The 21,050-nt window shown below is 54.6% G+C and carries 19 protein-coding genes; 2 read left to right on the forward strand and 17 right to left on the reverse strand.

The features are described from left to right. Position 1: 1 nt before the first annotated feature. Entirely contained in the window at positions 2-751 is a 750-nt protein-coding gene (locus ACH5N8_RS15090) for an SDR family NAD(P)-dependent oxidoreductase (protein WP_483281918.1), read from the forward strand. 13 nt (positions 752-764) lie between these two features. On the opposite strand, the gene ACH5N8_RS15095 is transcribed toward ACH5N8_RS15090, so the two are convergent. Both ACH5N8_RS15095 and ACH5N8_RS15100 read right to left on the reverse strand, forming a co-directional pair. Then, positions 765-1,361 carry an IS630 family transposase gene (locus ACH5N8_RS15095; protein ID WP_483281919.1) on the reverse strand — a complete coding sequence of 199 codons (597 nt, stop codon included), beginning with the start codon at positions 1,359-1,361 and terminating at the stop codon, positions 765-767. Then, complete coding sequence (locus tag ACH5N8_RS15100; RefSeq protein ID WP_483281920.1) at positions 1,280-1,714, reverse strand: helix-turn-helix domain-containing protein; 435 nt, start codon at positions 1,712-1,714, stop codon at positions 1,280-1,282. The genes ACH5N8_RS15095 and ACH5N8_RS15100 overlap by 82 nt, the downstream gene beginning before the upstream one ends. A 361-nt stretch (positions 1,715-2,075) precedes the next feature. Here ACH5N8_RS15100 and ACH5N8_RS15105 point away from each other — a divergent pair, with 361 nt between their 5' ends. Next, positions 2,076-3,437: a hypothetical protein gene (locus ACH5N8_RS15105; protein WP_483281921.1), complete on the forward strand. Its 1,362-nt coding sequence runs from the start codon at positions 2,076-2,078 to the stop codon at positions 3,435-3,437. A 181-nt stretch (positions 3,438-3,618) separates the two neighbouring features. On the opposite strand, the gene ACH5N8_RS15110 is transcribed toward ACH5N8_RS15105, so the two are convergent. The 15 genes from ACH5N8_RS15110 to ACH5N8_RS15180 all read right to left on the reverse strand — a co-directional run bounded on the left by ACH5N8_RS15110 (position 3,619) and on the right by ACH5N8_RS15180 (position 21,003). Beyond that, a complete protein-coding gene (locus ACH5N8_RS15110) occupies positions 3,619-5,394 on the reverse strand; it encodes a BatD family protein (protein ID WP_483281922.1) in 1,776 nt (591 codons plus the stop codon). 7 nt (positions 5,395-5,401) lie between these two features. Continuing rightward, positions 5,402-7,318 carry a VWA domain-containing protein gene (locus ACH5N8_RS15115; RefSeq protein WP_483281923.1) on the reverse strand — a complete coding sequence of 639 codons (1,917 nt, stop codon included), beginning with the start codon at positions 7,316-7,318 and terminating at the stop codon, positions 5,402-5,404. After that, positions 7,315-8,094 (reverse strand): vWA domain-containing protein, encoded by a 780-nt coding sequence (locus tag ACH5N8_RS15120; protein WP_483281924.1) that lies wholly within the window; start codon positions 8,092-8,094, stop codon positions 7,315-7,317. The genes ACH5N8_RS15115 and ACH5N8_RS15120 overlap by 4 nt, the downstream gene beginning before the upstream one ends. 350 nt (positions 8,095-8,444) lie before the next feature. After that, the gene (locus tag ACH5N8_RS15125; RefSeq protein ID WP_483281925.1) at positions 8,445-9,569 is read right to left on the reverse strand and encodes a glycosyltransferase; all 1,125 of its coding nucleotides are present in this window, start codon (positions 9,567-9,569) and stop codon (positions 8,445-8,447) included. A gap of 32 nt (positions 9,570-9,601) precedes the next feature. After that, complete coding sequence (locus ACH5N8_RS15130; RefSeq protein ID WP_483281926.1) at positions 9,602-10,675, reverse strand: acyltransferase family protein; 1,074 nt, start codon at positions 10,673-10,675, stop codon at positions 9,602-9,604. A gap of 97 nt (positions 10,676-10,772) precedes the next feature. Beyond that, positions 10,773-11,642 (reverse strand): radical SAM/SPASM domain-containing protein, encoded by an 870-nt coding sequence (locus ACH5N8_RS15135; protein ID WP_483281927.1) that lies wholly within the window; start codon positions 11,640-11,642, stop codon positions 10,773-10,775. Between the two features lie 127 nt (positions 11,643-11,769). Continuing rightward, positions 11,770-12,462 carry a PIG-L deacetylase family protein gene (locus ACH5N8_RS15140; protein WP_483281928.1) on the reverse strand — a complete coding sequence of 231 codons (693 nt, stop codon included), beginning with the start codon at positions 12,460-12,462 and terminating at the stop codon, positions 11,770-11,772. Next, on the reverse strand, positions 12,455-13,717 hold the full coding sequence (locus tag ACH5N8_RS15145; RefSeq protein WP_483281929.1) for a glycosyltransferase family 4 protein: 1,263 nt from the start codon (positions 13,715-13,717) through the stop codon (positions 12,455-12,457). Before ACH5N8_RS15145 ends, ACH5N8_RS15140 begins: the two co-directional genes overlap by 8 nt. After that, positions 13,714-14,649, reverse strand: a complete 936-nt coding sequence (locus ACH5N8_RS15150) for a GNAT family N-acetyltransferase (protein ID WP_483281930.1) — start codon at positions 14,647-14,649, stop codon at positions 13,714-13,716. Before ACH5N8_RS15150 ends, ACH5N8_RS15145 begins: the two co-directional genes overlap by 4 nt. Positions 14,650-15,004: 355 nt before the next feature. After that, positions 15,005-16,252, reverse strand: a complete 1,248-nt coding sequence (locus ACH5N8_RS15155) for an ABC transporter ATP-binding protein (protein ID WP_483281931.1) — start codon at positions 16,250-16,252, stop codon at positions 15,005-15,007. After that, positions 16,249-17,061 (reverse strand): ABC transporter permease, encoded by an 813-nt coding sequence (locus ACH5N8_RS15160; protein WP_483281932.1) that lies wholly within the window; start codon positions 17,059-17,061, stop codon positions 16,249-16,251. Before ACH5N8_RS15160 ends, ACH5N8_RS15155 begins: the two co-directional genes overlap by 4 nt. A 158-nt stretch (positions 17,062-17,219) precedes the next feature. Next, positions 17,220-18,170: an IS5 family transposase gene (locus tag ACH5N8_RS15165; protein WP_483281933.1), complete on the reverse strand. Its 951-nt coding sequence runs from the start codon at positions 18,168-18,170 to the stop codon at positions 17,220-17,222. Between the two features lie 143 nt (positions 18,171-18,313). Further along, a complete protein-coding gene (locus ACH5N8_RS15170; RefSeq protein WP_483281934.1) occupies positions 18,314-18,742 on the reverse strand; it encodes a hypothetical protein in 429 nt (142 codons plus the stop codon). A 44-nt stretch (positions 18,743-18,786) separates the two neighbouring features. Further along, positions 18,787-19,740, reverse strand: a complete 954-nt coding sequence (locus ACH5N8_RS15175) for a peptidylprolyl isomerase (protein ID WP_483281935.1) — start codon at positions 19,738-19,740, stop codon at positions 18,787-18,789. A 27-nt stretch (positions 19,741-19,767) separates the two neighbouring features. Then, positions 19,768-21,003, reverse strand: coding sequence for a hypothetical protein (locus ACH5N8_RS15180; RefSeq protein ID WP_483281936.1), 1,236 nt, complete (start codon positions 21,001-21,003; stop codon positions 19,768-19,770). Positions 21,004-21,050 lie beyond the last annotated feature (47 nt).

Raw genomic sequence — 21,050 nt, forward strand, 5'->3', positions numbered from 1 at the left:
TATGAGCAATCGTCCACGCATCGTGATCGTCAGTGCCACCTCCGCCATCGCCGAGCATTGTGCCCGTCACTGGGTCGGGGAAGGACCGGTGGATCTGGTGCTGGTCGGGCGCGACGCTGCCCGGGTCGAACGGGTGGCGGCCGACCTTCGGGTCCGCGGCCCCGGCACAACGGTCGAGGTGATCGCGAGCGATTTTCTCGACCCGGCGAAAATCCGCGCCACCGTGGACCATATCGCCGGGAAGCCCATCGACACGGTCCTGATCGCCCAAGGCTCCCTGCCGGACCAGATCACCTGCCAGAACGATCTGCAACTGTGCCGGGACACGCTGGCAATCAACGGACTCTCGCCGGTCCTGTTCGCCGAAGCCTTCGCCGGACACATGGAAAAGGCCAACCGCGGCACCCTGGCCATCATCGGCTCCGTGGCCGGTGACCGAGGCCGGAAATCCAATTACGTCTACGGTTCCGCCAAGGGCATGGTGGAACGGTACGCGCAGGGACTCCAGCACCGCCTGGCAAGCACACCGGTCAAGGTCGTGCTGATCAAGCCGGGCCCCACGGATACGCCGATGACGGCCGGGATGAAGGCGCAGGGATTGAAGGTGGCGCCGGTGGAGCAGGTGGCCGACCAGGCGCGGCAAGCCGTGCGGCGCGGAGCCGCCATCGCCTATGTTCCGGGCAAGTGGCGCATCATCATGCGAGTCATACAGCATCTGCCGGCAATCATCTTCAATAAATTGAATATATGAGGCATGTAAGTGCCTAGCAGAAAGTCAGTTGGTATTCTGAGCCGAAACCAGCCCCGATTTTGTCGATGGCCTGTTCCAGCTCAGTCGGCGTGAAGGACTTGAAGGGCAGCCATTCGTACTTCATCTTCTTCCACAGGATTTCGATCCGGTTCAACTCCGGGCTGTAGGGCGGCAGGAAGTAAAACCGCATGCCTTTCTCCTTCAGCAGTTCCCAATACGGTTCCAGCGCTTTCGCCGTGTGGATCGATGCATTGTCCAGGATTACCACCATCGGCTTCTTGACCCGCTCGATCAGGGCCATGAGAAAACCGAAGCACCACAGGCCAGTCACGCTATGCCACAGCTTCGCCATCATCAACCGCCCCGAGGACAGCAGCGCGCCAATGACATTCAGGCGTTGCGACCGCTTCGATACCACCGCATGCGTTTCACCCACCTTGCTCCAGGCCGAGCGGTTCGGCGGTTGCGGCGCGAAACCCGCCTCATCCACATAAGCCAGCTCAATTTCGCCCGCTTGGGCCTGTTGGATCAGATCTTCGATGTCGCCTCGGGCCCGTTCGAATCGCTCCGGATCGCGTTTTTTTTCAAGCTGTAGCGCGTACGCTTCCACACGTAGCCCAGTTGCTTCAATTCCAGGCGCAAGGTGGTCCGACCGATGACAACCTGGTATTCACGCTCCAGGCGCGTCAGCAATTCCCGCGACGACAACGCTTCACTCTCCACCCACGTTCCCAACTGCTGGCGGTGCTCGTCCGTCAGCTTGCTCGGGGCCCCGCTGCGCGGTCGATCCGGCAAACTCGCCAAACCTGATTTTAGCCATTTGCGCCGCCGAACCCGCACCGCTTCCCGGCACAGCCTCTGCTGTTCCGCCACCGATTGCACGCTATACCCTGCTGCCAGCAACAAGATCGTTTCCGCCCGATCTCGCTCGCGCCAATCCGCGCCCTTCTTGATGATCTCCATCAGGCATTCGCGCTCACTGTCCTCCAATTCTATCGGTGCAACTCGTGCCACTGCTCTCTCGTCCGTCCATATCCCAGAATGCCGAGAGTTTACAGCAAATCAACTTGTCGCGAAGCGCTTACTTCATATCCCCGGCCTTTTCCCTATCCGCAGCCAAGACGAACAAAACAGCACATCGATGAGCTCGCCAGCAAGCAATCTAGTCATGGCGGACTCAAAAGCATTCGCCAATAACCCAGGCTGTATTCAGAAGGATGCAAACCACCGATCGGGCCGAGACTCATCACCACAATGCCTCACGGGATAGTTCGAAGCATTCTGGCATCGAAATTTCGAACACACTCAACGCACGCTTAATGCCGTGAAACCAAGCCTGCCTAAACTCAACTCCGCGCACTACGCCGTAATCATATCGATGGCTCTGCTTGGCATGAATCAGATAACCCAGGCCGTCATCAATCATGATGACTGGGATTTCCTATTTGAGGCTGGCGTTGTACCCGGCTACGGAACTCCCTGGGAGCGTACACTGTGGGAAGGCCGCTGGCTCAACTATATCTGGTACTTTTTCAGCAAGCACCTAACCGCGACGCTGTCCTCGCTAATATTTATCACGTGCCATGCAGGGGTGTCGGGCATTATATCCATCTTGCTGTCAAGGAAAGACTTCTCCGGACTGATTGCTCTGACTTTATTTTTTTCACCGATTATCGCCGATCTCTCTCGTTGGCCAACCACGTCAACTCCGGCGATGCTGGTGCTGCTCGCCATGACTGCCACAATTCATCTTACAGATGGGTTCAGGAGGCATTTGCTGGCTTTCTCGGCCGCCACAGTTCTCCTGGTTGCTTCTTATGCAAGCCTGAGCAGCATACCGCTTATATTAATGGCATTGAGACATGCGGAAGCCAACAGAAAGAACTTTTCAGCCATCATACTGACATATTCAGCATCGTATCTGCTCGCTGTACTTGCGATTTATACTCTAAATCAGTCATATCACGGCTATTTCGGAATCATGCTCCAACACTGGCGGGAGCCTAACCCACTCCACCACCTTGGCGACATCGTACCCAACGCAGAGAAATATTATAGAACCCTGCTTGATGTTATTCAGTATTCCCCATCCACATTCCTAGCATCCGGCCTCTGCCACCTCTTGGCATTCTGGAGCAAAGAAACTCGCGGAGCATCCAAAACAGCCTTACTGACTGGCGCTTTCATATTTTGCTTCGAGCTACTCATAGAGATAAAAACCGGTATACGCGTTGCTGGGCGGTCTGAAGTCTGGCTATGGATATTCGCCATCATGCCCGCAGCCTTTCTCATGCATTATCAAAAGAAAAACATCCTCCAGCTCATCGGCTTTTCCGCATGCCTAATTGCACTTAATGGGGGGCTGACACTCTGGGCAGACATCTCTCTGGAAGAAACCAAGATATCTAGAACACTCGGGTATTTTTCCGACGAAATAAAATCATTCACACCTTTTGTCAATGACAAGGTTGTCAGAGTTTGCGGAGATCCAAGAAGTTACCCGGGCCTGGCAAGAATGCATGTTGACCCTATAAGGCATCTCCAGAATGCCATGTGGGGCGCACATCGCATTCATGTCGAGCCTTATCAGGCCAGCCGATGCGCAGCCTTAAGTGCCACAGGAATCAAGCAGACGATATCCAATACTGATGGCCACATCTTGATGATGTTCCCTGATCCCAGGTAGACATAACTACCACGCCACTCAATGCATGCCAAGTGCAAGCCAGCGCCACGCCGTCGTCTAGATCACCGATAAAAGCCAGACTTTGAAAACCATAATCCGAATTGAGACTGCCGCTCTCCCACGCCTCGAGCAACCAACAACACGCCAGTTGCCTGGACCCCAGCCAATCCACACCGCCTGCTCATATAGGATTCAGTTCTTCTAGCGGCCCCGTTTCACGCCCAGCATCATGACCTGCCTTGATGCAGAAGGAGGTTTTTAAGGCGTCTAACAAGTGCCCACCCGTCCAGCCGCCAGCCGAGACCGAATATAGAGCCCTGGATAGCGCTATCATTTGTAGTCTCAGTGTCGGGTCGGCGCATTGTAGTAACGCCACCCAAGGCGAAATAGCCTCTGGCCAGCGCTGCCTGGCCCATTGCTGCAGCGCTGCATGAGCGGCGCGCGGATCGTTGTTCTTGCAGGCCTGCTCCACTGACCTCAGCAGGGCCTTCTCCGATGGCACCGGGCTGCTGTTGCCGACCGCCATCCCGCGGGCTCCTGCGCGCGAGGAACGCCACCACCAGGCAAGGCCTGTCAGCAGCCAGCCGGCCCCCATGACCAGGGCCATCCAGAACCAGGGATTCTCGAAGACGGGTGGCGGCAGCTGCGACGCTGTCTCGGCGGATGGCGCGGGTGCCGGGGGCTCGGATTTTGCCACCGGCTCAACGGGTGGAGCCGCCACCTCGGCACCGGCGGCGGGCAGGATCGACAGCGTGCGCTCCGGCAGCCGCGCCACTTCCATGCGGTCGGTCGCGGTATTCCACCAAGGTATTTCCACCGCCGGGAGGGCAAAGGTTCCCGGCCGTGCCGCCATCAGGGCGATCTTTTGTTCGCGCTGGCTGCGCAACCCATCCGCGCTGACCTCTTCCTGCGTCACCGGCTGATCGGGGTATTGCCTGAGATCGGCGGCAGACATCTCGCCAGCCATCAGCTCGGGCAACATGCCGACACTGGCGCCCCGGGCCTGCACGCGGATGCTGCGGGTCACCGGATCGCCTGCCGCTACCTCCAGCTTGGCGGGCGTCCAGGTCTCGCTCAATTCGAGGCTGGCCACCGGCAACCAGTGCTTGCCGGTGAATGCCGCCGGAATCGGACGGACATTCACCGTCAGGGGATCCGAATGCAGCCGTTGCTGGCGTGCGGGAGCGCGGAAGAAAGGTCCGAACGAGGCGGCCCCCAGCTGAGCGGTCAGGTTGACCGGGCCGATGGTCAGCGGCCCGCTCTTCTGCGGAAAAACAGCGTAGCGGCGCTCGTCGACCCGGAACTGCACGCCATCCCGCAGCGTGACGTATTCCCGATCATCCTCCAGCTTGACCACCACCGCGTCGGGTACCTCGGGCTGGGCGAGGTCACCGCTAAAGGCCACCCGGCTGAGTACCCGCAGGGTCAGGATGGCCTGCGCCTGGACGTAGGGATTCTTTGGCTCGATGTCGGCCTCCAGGAAGATCCGGGCCTCGCCGCCCTGCCTGCTGCGCACGGCACCGTGGGTGACGGTGACCGCAAACGGGCGGGAGCGATCCGAGCCGAAGGCGATGGCGGGTATGTCAAGGGTACCGGCCTGCTTGGCCATGACCTGCAGCTGCCAGTTCAGGCGGCGCGTGGCGCGGCCGTTGACGATGGAAAACTGGCTGCTCTGGCTCTGGTTGAGCACTTCGAAGCGGGCCTGCAACGGCGAGAAATCCGGCTCGCCATCGGGCGACTCGTCGGCCGAGAAGGTGAGGGTGAAGGATTCGTTGACGGGCACGGGATTGCGGTCCAGGCTGACCTCGATGTTGGCCGCCCGGAGCGCCGGTGCCGTCAGCAACAGCAGCCATAGCGGCGCCAGCCGCCGGAATACCGTCAACAGCGGAAGGCTCGCACCCTGCGGGCGGCTGCTGGATGATGCCGGGCGACGCCACGCGAAATCCATGAATGTCATCAATCCCTCACTGCGACGGCTGGGTCTGCTGCCGCAATCGATACTGGTAATGAAACTTGCGCTGGAGCAGACCCCCCGGATCGTCCGGTATCCGTCGCAGCCACTGGGCATCGGCCTGATCCTGCTCACTGGGCATGGCGGCCGACGTGGCCGCACCCCGGGATGCGGTCTCGGCGGAAGGCTCGGCTGCCGCCTGCGGCTGTCCCTGCGAGGCTTCCGCATCATGGGGCTCCGATGGCGCACCCGCCTGGCCGACCGGCTCACGACCGCCGGCATCCGGCGATGGTGTATCGGCGGTGGCCCCGGTCGACCGGGAGGCATCACCTGGTGCCGCAGCCTGCCCGGAGCGGTCGGCGGAGGAATCGGCCTGCGCCTCCTGGGATTGCAGTGCCTCGTCAGAAGTTTCGCCGGCAGATGGATTCTGCGCCGATGCCGGCTGGCCATCCTGCCCGGCTGCCGGATTCTTCTGCCCGGCCTGGGGCGGATCGCCCGACGCCTGGCTACCCTGCGAGGAGGACGAATCCTGCTGCGCCTGCTGCTCGTGCTTCTGCTCCTGTTGCTGCCGATGCAGGGCTTCTTCCACCAACTGGCGGTTGAACCGGGCATCCTCATCGCCGGGCGAGGCCGCCAACGCGCGGTCGTAGGCCTCAAGAGCCTGCGCCCATTGGCCCTGGCGGGCAAGCGCATTGCCGCGGTTGTAGTGCGCGCGCGGCTGATCAAACGCTTCGAGGCGCCGGGCGGCCGACGCGAAGTCACCAGCCCGGTATTCCGCGGCTGCCTTCCAGTCCGGGTTGTCGAAGCGCTCGGCAGCGGCCTTCGCGTCACCGGCCGCCAGCGCCCGCTGCGCCTGCTGATCCGCGCGCAGCCAGAGATCCCGCCATTCCAGCGCTTCGGCAGGGGGCGGCAACGGCAACAGCAGTCCCAGCAACAAAAGGCCCAGCCAGCCCCGCCGGAATCCGAGCACCGCCAGCAGAACCAGCGGCAGCAACAACCAGATGCCGGCGTCCCGCCACTGGTCGAGCTGCACCGGCTGACCCGCCTGCTGTTCGGCCACCGCGCGCCGGTCGATAAAGTCCAGCAGGGCGTCCGTATCGGCCGCGGCGGCATCGAGGGTCCGGTAGACGCCGCCGCCAGCCTGCGCGACATCCCAAAGCGCCTTGATATCCAGCCGCGATACCCGCACACGACCCTCGCGATCCTTGAGGAAGCCGCCATCCGGCAGCGGCACCGGGGCACCGTCCCGGGATCCGACGCCCAGCAGCGAGACGCGATAGCCTTCCCGTCTCAGCCGGGCAGCCGTCTCCCTGGCTGCCGTGACCGATTCGCCCGCCGTCACCACCAGCACGTCGCCGCTTGCCTGTCCCGCCTGCGCCAGCAAGCGCGCGGCCGTGTCCAGACCCAGCTCGAGGCGCTCGCCCTGGACCGGCATGATCCGTGGCGACAGGGCCGCGAGCTGGGCACTGACGGTCGCGGCATCGTCGGTCAGCGGCGTGACGGTGAAGGCATCGCCGGCATAGGCAACCAGAGCAACCTGGCCATCCTTGCGGGCGCGCAGGAGATCATCGATCTTGTAGCGGGCCCGCTCCAGGCGGCTGGGCCGCAGATCGGTGGCCTCCATGGCCCAGGACAGATCCATGACGACGACCAGAGGCGAGAGATTGCGGAACACGGGCGTCGGCAAGCGCTCCCAGGCCGGGCCAGCCAGCGCCAGGATGGCCAGGGTGCCGGCGATGCCGGCCAGCCAGAGGGGCAGACGGGATGATCGGGAAGGGGTTCCGATCAGCACATGGGGTTGCAGGGCGGGATCGACATAGGCTGCCCAGTCCCCGGGTCCCTGGCGTCGCCGCGCCCAGTCCCACAGCAGGACCGCCAGTGGCAGAAAGGCCAGCAACCAGGCAGGGCGCAGGAAGTGGAAATCGGTCACACGCTAGCCTGGTGTCGTCTTGCGAGATAGATCAGCCCCGACAGCAGCAGGGCGGACCCGAGCGGCCAGGGATAGAGCTCCGTGCGGGGACGATAGTAACGCTTGCCGCGCTCGATCGGCTCCAGTTCGTCCAGCAGCCGGTAAATCCCTTCCAGCTCGCGCACGTCGCGCGCCCGGAAGTAGCGTCCTCCGGTTTTTTCGGCGATACCCCGCATCGTGGGTTCGTCCAGATCCTGTGACGGATTGACGCTCCGGCTACCGAGCAGGTCGCGTATCGTCATTTCCTCGGCGCCGATGCCGATGGTGTAGATCCTGAGCCCCGCCTTGGCCGCCAGCTCGGCCGCCTGCAGCGGGGCAATGCTGCCGGCCGTGTTGGCGCCGTCGCTCAGCAGGATCAGCACCCGCTGATCCTTGGGATTGTCCTTCAGCCGCTTCACCGCGAGACCGATGGCATCGCCGATGGCTGTCTTGTCGCCGGCAAGGCCGATCACGGATTCGTCGAGAAGGGTCCGCACGGTCTTGCGGTCGAAGGTCAGGGGCGCCTGCAAATAGGCCTTCTCGCCGAACAGGATCAGCCCGACACGGTCCCCCATCCGGCGCTCGATGAATTCACCCGCGACGGCCTTGGTCGCCGTCAACCGGTCAACCTTGTGCCCCTTGAGCATGAAATCGGCGACTTCCATGCTGCCGGACAAATCGACGGCCATCATCAGATCACGCCCGCTGACACCCTGCTCGATGGGCTCGCCTTGCCAGACGGGACGGGCAGCAGCCACGATCAACAAGAACCAGGCGAAGACTGCAAGCCGCCACACTAGATGCGATGAGTTTTGGTTGCGCCCAAAACTGCCAATATTCGAAATATCATCGACCGGATGAAACCTCAAGATGGATAATGAATCACCCTGTGAATGCTTTAAAGCACGCATCACAATCCAGGGAGATGGCAGAGCCAATAGGGAATACACCCACTCCAGATAAATCATCAGCAGGACTGCCGCATAAAGTCATCCGTAAGAACCACCAGCTTCGGACCGGAACAGCCCTCTTGGCAGGACCGCACATTAGGGCCAGCTTCCACACACCTCTTCATAAACGGCATGAAGCCAAGAATAGAATGGCAATATTAGAAAACGGCGGACAAAACTTTTTCGTAGGCACAAACCATATGCTCAAGCCTGAAGTCTTCAGCACGACGCCGTCCAGCGGCAGCGAGTTTTGCGGAATCTTCCCTTTCCAGCAGAAGGTGTAGGACTGCTGCACAAAGCGCATCGACATCGCCCGGTGCTGTCAAATACCCATTGATCCCATGCTGGATGATCTCAGAAGGGCCTGAGGGACAGTCGCTCGCAACCACTGGAACGCCCAAGGCCATGGCTTCCACTATGACGTTACCAAATCCCTCAAACTTCGACGAAAGAACAAACACATCCGCTTCGCGCATATATTTGTATGGATTGTCTTGATAGCCACAGAAAACAACATGTTCTGCCACACCTACATCTTTAGCATATTGTACCAGCGCAGGCAGCAACTCCCCCCCTCCCACAAGAACGAGCCGCGCCTCGCACTTGGCAAGGACTTTGGCGAAAGCATCAACTAGAACATACAAATCCTTTTGCGGATTCATGCGGCAGGCCGTAAGAATCGTCTTGCCCGAGAATGGCTCAAGTTCCGTCACAGGCATGCAGGCCAGCCGCCTCACCCGATCAATATCGATACCGTTATTGATAACCTCCACCTTGGTCGCGCGGGCGCCATGGGCCTTGACCAGATCATCCCTGACACCACGCGTAGAAACCACTATTCTGTCTGATCTTGTGAGCATATATTTAACGACCATCCGCTCCCAACGGCTTGGTCCTTTGCCCCGAGCAGCAAAATAAGCACTTACATTGCCGAGAAGGGAGCCAACAACCTTCGCTCTTAACCGATATCGGTCTCTAGCAAAAGCGGCATATAAGGTCCCAACATGCATGACTCCAAAGATCACATCAACATTCTGCTCATCAGCGAACTGGGCAATCGCAGCGGAATAGCGCACCATGTTTCGGAAGTTCATGGGCATGCTCTCTGTGCACCCATAATCCTCGAACAATCGGATTGGTACATGAGCCTCCGAAAAGAGATCGGCCACACAGGCCTGCGTGATCAGGCTTACTTGCCCCATTCGCAAGGATGTGATGATGGAACGAAACCTGATTTCGGCGCCCCCTACAGCTGAAGCCGGCAGAACAAACATTATCTTCATATAAATAAGATGAATGCCTCGCAGTGCAACCCTCAGGGCGCAGCGCCAGGAACAAGGTGAGCCTGGCCCAAGCGCATTCGGATATATCGGATGGCTGGCTTTTCTATTGCGTGCCAAGAGAACAGGCCCATGATACACGCGATGGGCAGGCCCATCATCATCAGCTCATAGGGACCGGACTCGGCATAATGCCTAGCCACAATCTGCTGCGCAGGATACCCATATAGATATATGCCATAAGAGTAGTCCTCAAGCCATACTGGTAGCGGCACTCTTGGCGCATAGGCAAATGACAGCACCGCGTAAGACAGAACAAACGCAAGATAATATCGAAACCCCGGCTGGCCATGAATAATAAATGCCCCAACAAGCATCACCAGCAAGGTTGGCATGGATAGCGGAATAAGGGCGCTATTACAACAGAAAAAAACCCCCATGAGAAAGAAAAGACTTAACTGTGCAACACTGCCGCCACCCGCGAACTCGATCATATATACGAGCACAGCCAGCAGTGCAGCAATAACAAGATTGGCTGAACAACACGTGCGAAGCACGCCAACAAACCCGGCCAGCCCCACCAGCAGGTAAAGACGCACCTCGACTGGGATCGTCCACAAGCTACCGTTAACAGTAGCACCGCCCTGCCTGGCAGAAAACCGAACATCCGGGAGATTGTCCACAAACATCCTTAATGAAAGATTCTTGAGCAGGTAACGGTGAAGATCGACATGGGCAAGATAGCTTCGCCATGGCTGCTCGGTATAGAAAAGCCCCACAGCAAGCCCCATCAGCAAAATGCATACAAAATAGCCCGGCAGTATCCTCACAGCCCTCAGCAGCATGAAGACAACAAAGGAACGGTGTCGACGATAGCTGGTGGCAACCAGAAATCCGCTCACCAGAAACAATATCTGCACACCCAATACATGAGATGGCCATGAACGGGTCAGCAGCAGCATGAAATCAACACAGTGCCCACACTCCCTGGGAGCAAGAAAGTAAGAGTGGCCAATTATCACAAAGACACAGGCAACCAGCCTGATCAAAAGAAAGTTATTATCTTCCCCTGAAGCTCTCAAAGTACTATAAAAATATAGGCTTCGCATGGCCACCCAGAGAAGAGACACCCATTAACCACAGAGCCAGACAAAAACTAAAAACATGTGCTATTACAGAAACCCAGGGGCGACAAGATATATCAACTCATACCACACGATCTTTCCCCATCGCTACGCGATGATTTTTCTTAAAGTAGGGCAGGTTAGCCTTGTAATCGCACTTGGAACATAATGCCGAGCACCCCCTATCACCTTGGCTTAGGCGTCGGCGAAAATCCTTGAACCTCTTGCCATACCATACGTCTCTTATCGAAGATGAAACCACATTCCCCAGAACGTTTACGGACTCGAAATCATTGCAACAAGAAAGCACATCACCGTTTGGCTTTATATACAGGACATAGTTAGGCAGCTCACAATAGCCGGCAGTTGGTTGCGAGTAATATTTGGCAACATTGCCAGCCCTGCCATGCCACTCCGTATACTGTGTCCTATCAACGTGCCTGACCCTGTGTCGATACTCAGGAATCAAGCTAATAACTTCAAGATTATGCGCCAAACCTGACTCATCATAGGAATTGACATAGAGTTCATCCAGCCCAGACTCAAACAATCGCCCAAGCCGTTCCTGGGTCAACAGATCTCCATTCGAAACAAGCACATGGTAAGCCTTCGGCAGTCTTGAGCTGGCATATTCAAGAAACTTGAATATACGCCTATCCGTCAGTGGTTCATTGATGTTGAACAGTGATAGCCTGCCGCTGAAGCGCATGCCCGCCAACTCGTCGATAAGCTTGCGAAATACATCATCATGCATCCGGGTTGCCGGCACCGATTCCTTGATACCATACAGACAAAAATCGCACTTCCTAGTACACACGGTGGTGGTTTCGATATTGACCTGATAAAATGGCCTCACCGGCAGAATACCAACCTGGTAGTATCCCTGATAGAGAAATTTGTCCCACCGCTTTATCACACCACCAAGAAGGTGCTTGATTGACTGCTTAATCATGTCGTTCCCCCTTCTTATTGACCAGCAGAAAGGCCAAGCAAAATCCCAAGCCACATGCACAGACACCAGCCAGAAGAGATATCCGCGACCATATCACGTGCAAATATTGAATCAGAGCCTGCTGAGTTTAGCAGGCGCTGCCATCCAGCTTGAGCAACCGAAATGCCTCAGCGTACCTTCCAAAGCCAAGATATAACCCACGGTATCTGTTCAACGACAGGATGCAGGAACTATAGTCACCTGCCAACAAGGCGGTCGCGTGGCATGAAATAGCCTGACTCTTGAGCTCAAGGACATCAGTAATGTCCACAACATGGGTAGCATTTACAGGCGTCCAGACCTCATAGCACAGAATGCCACCCACCCAAGCTGCTTTTTGACATATTCGGATAACGGCTGCCGCAATCGCTCTGTGATCCCGATGTATGTCCGCAGGCGGCGGACATAATATCCACTTGGGCTCATATTGCTGTATCAAGCCTATCAACTCTTCTTCGAAGACCATACCATCATGAAAAAAACCATCAGGATGGTTCAACATTACCGAATCATCGATACCCAAAACATGCAGTGCAGAGACAAACTCCCCCTGCCGAATCACATCCGTCCCCAGGGGCAGTTCCCCCGCGCCACTGCCATCCGTTACCAAGACAACCTTTACATCTACATCAATTCTTTTTGCCAAAATGGCGAGAGTACCCCCGCAACCGAGGCTCTCATCATCCGGATGGGGGGCAAAAACCAGCACACGCGAGAGGGCTGATAAATCGAGCTCAGCGGGCAGGGCACAGAGAGGCTCACTGCAAGGAATCTTATTCATACGCCAGACCATACGCGTCCAGATACCTCGTCGCAACCACATTAACTGTTGGCCATGAAGACACATGTGAGAGAGCCGCGCGGGATAGCGTGGCTCTTTTCACATCAGAGTCCAGCAAGGATTGGATAGCAGATATTAGATCGCTTAAATCGCCCTTAATCAGTAGAGCAGACTTGCCCACCACCTCCTGAACCGCACCCACATTGGTGCAGATCACAGGCAGGCCAGCGGACAGCGCTTCAAGATTTGCCAGCCCGAAGGACTCAGTAGCAGACGCGCTTACATAGAGATCAGCGGCATGCAGATAAGGTGACACATCATCTGCGCACATCAGCATAAAACGCTCGCCCAATCCTTGCTCACGAATTGGCTTTTCCCATGAACGATCATCCCCTGCTCCCAGAACACATAAATGCAGGTTTTGGTATACACGAGATAATTCGATGAAACTTTTGGCGACAGCATCAAATCGTTTAAGAGATACCAATCTGCCTATCGCCAGAATAATAACCCAATCCTGCGACCATCCCAGCATGCGTCGCGCCTCTAACTTCGACATCGAGCTCAGGTTCGGCCTGGCATGCGGAATCACATGCCAGCTCACAGGAGGGCTATCCAATCCCAAATCTTTGAGCAAACAGTCACGACCGATTTTGGTCGGTATAATGACCCAATCTGATCTTGCTACGACAAACCTCTCCAATCCGGTTAAAAGCCTACGTGCCCATGGCCCCTGAGGCAACCCATCAACAGCAGCAGCCTGGGCATAACTGCCAAATCCATGTTCGGTAATACCCCATCTGATCCTGGCTGCTGCACAGGGCATATGGCGTCGCATTGCCAACCAAAAACCAATGGCTAACCAAGGATCATGTAAATGCACATAGCGGTAGGCATTTTCTTGTGCCATTTGGTAGGCAAGGAAACCCATATCCAGTCGCTCTACCCAGGCCGAAGCCAACGCCATCCTGTCTGACCTGGATTGAATGAACGGAGCTCTTACCAGCCTTTCGAGGATCTTTTGGCGGGCTTGCCTGCGTAGATCCGTGACATGTCCTTGGTGCAAGTAAAGAACCCGATATCCACGCGATTTCATCTCATCGACAAGAGGAGTAAGGCTTCTACCTATACCAAATCGCATATCCCACGGGTACTCGCGGGTAACCATCAGGATGCCAGGCTCTGGACTCTCGGAGGCAAACATTCTTGCCATCTTCAGGCCAACAACAGGTTCGTCAGAAAGCTTTGGGCTCACAGATAGTCTGTATCCCCCATCGTGAGCCACCAGTTATCGGCGACATCCGCGGTCGGGATACGCTGAATTTTGCATGTCGAGGCAACTGAGATTCCTGTTTTCATCCCTAAGGCTTCTTGACTTTTAAATCGGCTCGCATTTCCTGAATTGATCCACAACAGCACCTTTGTGGCGCCGAGTCGGGCAGCAAATCCACGAGCATGAGACAACATGACCCGAATATGACCCAAGGAGCCAATAAAATCCATTATTCTGCATGCATCGCCCTCCTGCCGTAGAATAACCAATCCCTTTGGCTTGCATGTCAAACCACTCTCTACGAGAAGATAATGGTACTTAAATCCGGGATGACGTTCGTAGCGTGCGCGCAGATATTCATGATTTCTGTCACAGACAATCGCATCATGCAAATCATCACGCATGTCCTTCCATAATTGATTAACGACCTCTTTCACATGCTCAAGTGAAGCAAGCCACCTGCCTCGGGTGAGTCCAATTCTTTTCGCGGCTGTGGCACTCCACTCGAATGCCACAAACTCTTCTATCTTGGCGTACAACCCGAGCTTCACACCAAGCTTCAGATGACGATCATTCGGAAATCCGAAGCCGAAGGCATATTTCTGACCATAACCAAAGTACAATGCTTGCACTAATGTGGCCATTCGCTCCAAAAGGCCCATCCCAAGGGAGATCCCACGCTCAGACGGATCCACCATGACATCGCACATTTGCAACCCAAGCACCGACCTGCCCTTGAAATGCAGTATCCGATGTAAACATCCATAATGGGCCACAAGCCTGTCGTGCTTTCTCGCAACCAGTGATAGGCCATTGCTGGAACCATACTTCCATTGCCATAAAGCTTGACTGGCAGGCTCGGAAAAACAGCGTTCAAACAGTTCCAGAACCGGTTCTTTGTCAATGGAATCCATGCACGTGAACCCATATCTGGGCGCAGGAATCTGAGGCATTAACCTCACAGTCAAGCCTTCGCCGTTCGAGTGAACCTTGGCTTCCTGCTTCCACCAACCGGTTAGCTCAGCAACTCGTGCCAGCCCCACAACTTTCTCATCCCATGTGGTTATCATGAGTCGACTCGCTTCGTTGGCTGATTGAATCGTAAATTCAATGCCACCATTGCCTCCCCGATTGGACCCGGGACACAAGGTATTCAGTACAAGATGGATATCTTCATTCTGATAGCACTCGCGTAGAACTGCCTGCCGCACTCCAACCCCAGCTTTCATGATAGCGATGCAGTATCAGCCACAAGAAGTTGATATATTGCTAGCACTCTAATGGCTCAGTACCACGTTTTCTCACACCCATAGACCATTCGCGCGGGAGGCTCACTATGCCTATGGCGGGGTGATCCTGGGTCACCACAAGTTCGGCGATCATTCTTGCCTTGTCGTAAATATGCACCCCACGATCACACAGCAGGAATACATGCACCCAATAGTGGCCCTTCATGAGTGGTAGTCGCGGGAAGACCAGGCTTATAGAGGCTAACCCAAGCGCGGAAAGGCATGGCTCCATGCCATCTATAAGACTCGTCACGCTGCTAATTGGATGTCCATTCTCATCAATGATGACCACGGCAACGGTTGGTATCGGTTGCTTCGGATCCGAATAAAAATCAACGCGGACCTCCAGATTACTTTTGCCGGAGCGCACCGCATGCTTGCGCCCTGGTACACCATCAACCAGAACCCCCACCTGCCTCAGCTTACTACCCGGCCATTCCTGGCTGACATCCTCGCCATCTGTACCTGTCAAGGCAGAATTGACAGAAGCCGACAATCCATCCCTCCGCTTCATGTGAGCGTTATAAGCCATGATGACCTGCTCAGGATTGCCGTCCATTTTCATGATGCCACCGTCCAGCCAGATAGCCCTGGAACAGATGGCTTGAACCTGATACATGGAATGCGAGCAAAATAGAATTGTCTTGCCAGCGTCCTTGAAAGACATAATGCGATCAAAGGATTTTTTGGCAAATCGCCCATCGCCAACCGAGAGGGTTTCATCAAGAATCAGAATATCCGGATCAACCGCCGTCGATACCGAAAATGCCAGCCGCATGCTCATCCCCGAGGAATAGGTTTTCACCGGCTTGTCGATCGCTCGATGCAATTCCGAGAATGCGACGATATCCGGCATGAGTGCATCCACCTGTGACGTGGATAAACCGGCGACGGCCCCAGCCAGATATACATTATCCCTGCCACTCATGTCCGGATGAAATCCAGCACCCAACTCCAGCAGTGCGCAGACCCGTCCATTTACCTTCAAGCTGCCGGAACTCGGCAGCAGTGTCCCAGCCATCAGCTTCAGCAAAGTGCTTTTGCCAGCCCCATTCTCACCAATCAAGCCTACCACTTCGCCATGATCAATCCTCAGACTCATAGGATGCAAGGCGACTTGTTGGTTATCATCCGAGACACTGCCACGAAGCATCTGGATAAAACGTAGGCCCGCACTCGTTGTCGACGGATAGCTTTTGCTGACGTCCTTCAGGCAGATAGCAGTCACAATCCTTCCCGAAGATATGGGGCCACACGCTGGAAAATTCGCCATGCCACTGGTGTCATCAGCAACCAAGTGCTCAGGGGACGAACCACGTTCCACTGGTCGACTGGGGAGCCAAGAATATTCCATTCATGCAAGGCAATCACATCCGCCATTACGTTAAACTGCATCAAGGCAGTGATGGATTCTGGCACAGCCGCGGGCGTATAAAGTATGGGCGTCGCGTACAGGATGATCGTAATCCCAAATGGCGCCAATTGCCGTAGCTCACGAATGAATAGTCCCAAGACCGCCAGCAGATAGCAGAAGGGGAAAAGCCACAGCGCCAGTGAACCCATCGCAACTATTGCTCTGATAGCAGAGCCTAGATTGGAAGTGAGAACAGCGGATACTACTGCGTATATCGGAGCATAAACCAGAAGCCCGACAACTAAGGGGAGACAAGGCAGGAGGAATGTTGGAAATATTGTTCTCTGATATAACGAGCTATACTCAGAAAATATTCCTAGGCTTCGCGATAATGAATCTTGCACCAATTGCCATGGCAGCATCGCCACAAGAAAATATTCCAGAAACGGCACATTGCCCGGCAGCCTGACCTTGAGGATGTAGTCCAACAAAAACCAAAAGGTTAGCACTTGTAGTGCCGGCTGTACAAATAGCCATATTATTCCCAGCCCAGTCCCACTTGTCCGGCTGATGGCTTCTCGCCACATGAGGCGAATCAATAGCTGTCGCTGCTGGATGATTGCAGCGAAAACCTCATAATATGAAGCAAACCAGGACAAACACCACCTTAAAAGCAGCTTCATTAGGGAACCTCTGAACAACTCCGTTTTCCTGCCGTGGAAGAGGGAGGTAGATCGTTTTTTCCATTCAACGGGTCGAAAAACTCGGCTTTTCGCTCAAGGATTTCCCCTGATGGCCGCCTGCGCATGGGTTTCCCCACGTTGCGGACGGATTGCTCCCGTCACGCCAGCAACGCCCTGCGCTTGAGATAGAGATTCGCCAGTCCCACGAGCATGAAGACCTGGGCGGCATTCTTGGCTAAACCTTTGTAACGGACCTTGGTATAGCCAAACTGGCACTTGATGATCCGGAATACGTGTTCAACCCGGCTGCGGATCGATGCGTGCTTGCGGTTCCTCTGCTTCTGGCTGGACCCCAAGCGGGACGTGGGACGCGCTTTCAGCGCGACACCCCAATAGACACCCGCCCGCCGAGCGGCCCGCTTGTACTGATCATTGACATAGCCGGCATCACCGAACCCAGCCCGATCATCCTCTCGCAAGAGGTCAGGCAGTTCGGTAACATCCGCCACATTTGCCGGGGTGACCGATACGGTGTGAACCACACCACTCTCGACATCCGCCCCCACGTGAATCTTCATGCCGAAGTGCCCTTGATTGCCCTTTTGGGTCTGATGCAGGTCGGGGTCGCGGGTCTTGTCCCGATGCTGGGTCGAGGGGGCCGCATGGATGAGGGTGACATCGACCCTGGTGCCGCCTTTCAGCAGCAACCCTTCCTGTTCCAGCCCGTCATTGATGGTGTTCATGAAGGCGGCCGTCAGCTGATGCTGTTCCAATAACCGCCGGAAATTGAGCATCGTCGTCTCATCCGGGACCGGGGTCTCTCCCAACTCAATGCCGGCAAAGCGGCGCATGGACTCGATCTCATACAGCGCATCCTCAGCCCCCGGGTCCGACAGATTGAACCCCTGTTGCAAACCGTGAATCCGCAACATCATGTTCAACGGCATCGGCTGACGCCCTGGCTGGCCTGATTTCGGATAGAACGGTTCGACCACGGCCAACAGCGCCTCCCATGGCACCACCTGCTCCATCTCCAGCACAAAGCGCTCCCGACGGGTTTGCTTCTTCTTGGCGTCATAACTGAGGGAGGCAAAGGTGGTCTGTTTCATGGGGCCATCCAACGGGGCAGCAAACGGTGAAAGCTATCCTGCCGCAGGGAGTTGTTCAGAGGCTCCCTAGACGCCCTGCCACACTATCTACGCTCTCACAACTCACCGCGCTCAATACAACCCAATCTATCAATGACATATCTTCAGGGACTGTTCTTAATTAAGCCGTGGTACCAATTACCGCTCAAATACGTCCAGCCATCCCTTACCTTACCTGCATAAAAGGTTTTTCCATTCATATCCGGCATCGTCAACTCTTTCACCACTGTAATTTCCGCGGTATCACCATTAACACGCACATCAGTAAACGTGTATCCCGCAAGACTTGCATTGAACATAGTATACGTGTCGTACTGATGGGGCATCACCCTTCCAAGAACGACGTCTGCCTCCATGTTGTAGCAGGTATATAAATCGTTTATCCGAAAAGCATCCCAATATTGTGTCGCTCGACTTAGAAGCTCCTTATGCCGCCTTTGGTCGCTCTCTCTCGACAGCAACATTATCGTAACAACAGCAGTCACAAGCACTGCGCCCGCTATCGCCAAAACCAATAAGGTCTTTGTTTTCATTCAGATATACAAGAAAAAGCACCACTACAGCCGTTTACAGCATTTTATGGGAATAGCACGCCACCAATAATCGGCTTCAATGTAGGCTCCACAATTTCCCACTTAACGTCTTTTGATAGCTCTTTGACGTATGCTGCACGCATTCTGCCTTGTTCATCTTCCTGCATTTCTTTTATGACATTATCGTGAACATTGGCAAAAGGAGATATCAACGCTGGCCGCCTATCCGTTATTTGAAGTATTTCAAACCCATCGGGAGACTCCACAACCCCAATCATCTCATTGGGCTGCTTTCCTTCAATTCTTTCTTTCAACCAAGGCTTACCCTCAAGCGACACAAAACCGATATCACCTTGAGCCGCCTTGCCAATGGCATTCTCGCTTATGCTAGATGCAAGCTCTTTGAAACTCTCTCCTCCCCGCAATCTTTCTAAGATAGATTCCGCACGTTTTTTTATGGTTTCTTTTACCGTATTGTCCACTCCTTTCGGCAGTTTCAGCAAAATCTGATTTAGCCTAATCATTTCCGGAATTCCATATTTCCCTTGATGCGCCAGGTAATACTGGTATGCCTGCTTTTCTTCGGGTTTTGGAGGCACCGGAAAATGACGTTTAGCCAATTCTTCATAGGCCTTCATGACTTCTGTTCTCGACGGCTCCACCCCCTTTTTGAGTAACCCTTCCTTAAACAGGGCTTCTCTCAGCAGATAAGTTGCCGCCATCTCCCTGACAGCCGCAGCCTTACCCTCATCTGTTGAAGTTGCACTCGCAACCAGTTTTTGATTAGCCTGCAGAAACTGAACGTATTGGTCTACCTTGAATTCTTCATCATTGATCTTAAACATCACGACTGGGATAGGTTTATGTTCCTGCGCATCTGAGACCATGGTGCTTGAACCGTTGGCCGGAAATACGGATCTAGAAAAAGCAAAGCAGCATATGAAAAATACAACCCTATAAAAACAAGCAGTTCTCGACATTTGCTTTTCACCTAGCATGTTACAACTCGCTCAAGATTCTTATAATCAATGCAAAACATAGCCCCTACCAACTAAATCCTCAAAATGATCCCATAATGGCCCATAAATTATCATGATATTCCTCTCCACCCCAGATCTGCCAAGCACCACATCTTGAAATCCATCGCCATCGAGGTCTTCCACCCTCATGTCATAGCTAGTTTCGACCGCTTCTGACAAAACAAGTTTTCTCTCCCAAGAAAGCCGTTTATCGTGCCCTATTTTATATAACACGAGCCCCTGCAAGGCTGATACCAAAATGAACTTATCGCCATTTTTATCCACAAACGGCTCAAGCTGTCTGATGCCCGGTTGAAACAGGACTGAAGTAGGAAAAGGATTCTCGACAAACTGTTTTTTTTCAAAACGCAATCCACCCTTATTTTCCAGAATATGTAACCCACCACTACCCGCCTCGTCCGGCACTATCAAATCAATACTCTGGTCTCCAGCAACGTCGAGGCCCTTAACTATTGAGGACATGTTAAAAGCATCGTCTCTCAATAAGACACGTGCTTCCGGCTTGTTTGTTTCCCCTGGGTATTTTATGACAAATACTTCTTTGGTGATCGTGCTTACAAAAAGTATCTCATCGATGCTATCCTCATCTATATCACCCACATAGAATCGGCTGGCATTTCGTACCGATGGTGGGTTCTGGCTCAGAGGGATGCCAATTACCTCTGATAACCCCATCTTATTGATGCTTAGGTTCTTTAAAATACCTACGGAATCATGCTGGAAAAACTGAACCACTAGGCTTGTACCCCATCCTGGCCATTTGAAGGCTTCAAGATGACGCACATCTGGTAGTGACCGTTTGCTTATTACTGTTGGTTCCCAGGTTTCCGAGTCGCCTTTTCGATCTGAGCGCTCTTTCTGCACAAACGAAAGTGCCTTGATCGTTTTCTCGCCCTCTGCACCCAGGATCAGATGACCTTGGGCATCCGGCCACTCGATCAGATCACCAGGATGGAATCCAACATTTTTGTACTGGCTGATGAGGTCAAATTCCCTTTTTGCCACCTGCTGATAGTATTCAGCTCTACTCTCCGCATGATAAACAACATTGATGTCTTTCCTGCCGTCTCCATTGATATCTGCGATGAGAATATTAGTAGGCAAGCTATGCCCAGACCCAAGGCTATCGACATATCCTGGATGTCTATAAACATATAACAGCACCAGCAAGAGGGCTGCTGTCACCGACAACAGCGCCACCCACTTTCGTATCGCGAACATACTCACCAATCAATATAAAAAATTAAGGCGAGCCAGTCACCTGGCTC

It is taken from the genome of Methyloparacoccus sp. NF-16, assembly GCF_056880625.1.

Coding starts and splice junctions, on each gene's coding strand:
- ACH5N8_RS15090 (WP_483281918.1), top strand. CDS start 2: ATGAGCAATCGTCCACGCATCGTGATCGTCAGTGCCACCTCCGCCATC.
- ACH5N8_RS15100 (WP_483281920.1), bottom strand. CDS start 1,714: ATGGAGATCATCAAGAAGGGCGCGGATTGGCGCGAGCGAGATCGGGCG.
- ACH5N8_RS15110 (WP_483281922.1), bottom strand. CDS start 5,394: ATGACATTCATGGATTTCGCGTGGCGTCGCCCGGCATCATCCAGCAGC.
- ACH5N8_RS15125 (WP_483281925.1), bottom strand. CDS start 9,569: ATGAAGATAATGTTTGTTCTGCCGGCTTCAGCTGTAGGGGGCGCCGAA.
- ACH5N8_RS15130 (WP_483281926.1), bottom strand. CDS start 10,675: ATGCGAAGCCTATATTTTTATAGTACTTTGAGAGCTTCAGGGGAAGAT.
- ACH5N8_RS15135 (WP_483281927.1), bottom strand. CDS start 11,642: ATGATTAAGCAGTCAATCAAGCACCTTCTTGGTGGTGTGATAAAGCGG.
- ACH5N8_RS15140 (WP_483281928.1), bottom strand. CDS start 12,462: ATGAATAAGATTCCTTGCAGTGAGCCTCTCTGTGCCCTGCCCGCTGAG.
- ACH5N8_RS15150 (WP_483281930.1), bottom strand. CDS start 14,649: ATGGATTCCATTGACAAAGAACCGGTTCTGGAACTGTTTGAACGCTGT.
- ACH5N8_RS15160 (WP_483281932.1), bottom strand. CDS start 17,061: ATGAAGCTGCTTTTAAGGTGGTGTTTGTCCTGGTTTGCTTCATATTAT.
- ACH5N8_RS15165 (WP_483281933.1), bottom strand. CDS start 18,170: ATGAAACAGACCACCTTTGCCTCCCTCAGTTATGACGCCAAGAAGAAG.
- ACH5N8_RS15170 (WP_483281934.1), bottom strand. CDS start 18,742: ATGAAAACAAAGACCTTATTGGTTTTGGCGATAGCGGGCGCAGTGCTT.
- ACH5N8_RS15175 (WP_483281935.1), bottom strand. CDS start 19,740: ATGCTAGGTGAAAAGCAAATGTCGAGAACTGCTTGTTTTTATAGGGTT.
- ACH5N8_RS15180 (WP_483281936.1), bottom strand. CDS start 21,003: ATGTTCGCGATACGAAAGTGGGTGGCGCTGTTGTCGGTGACAGCAGCC.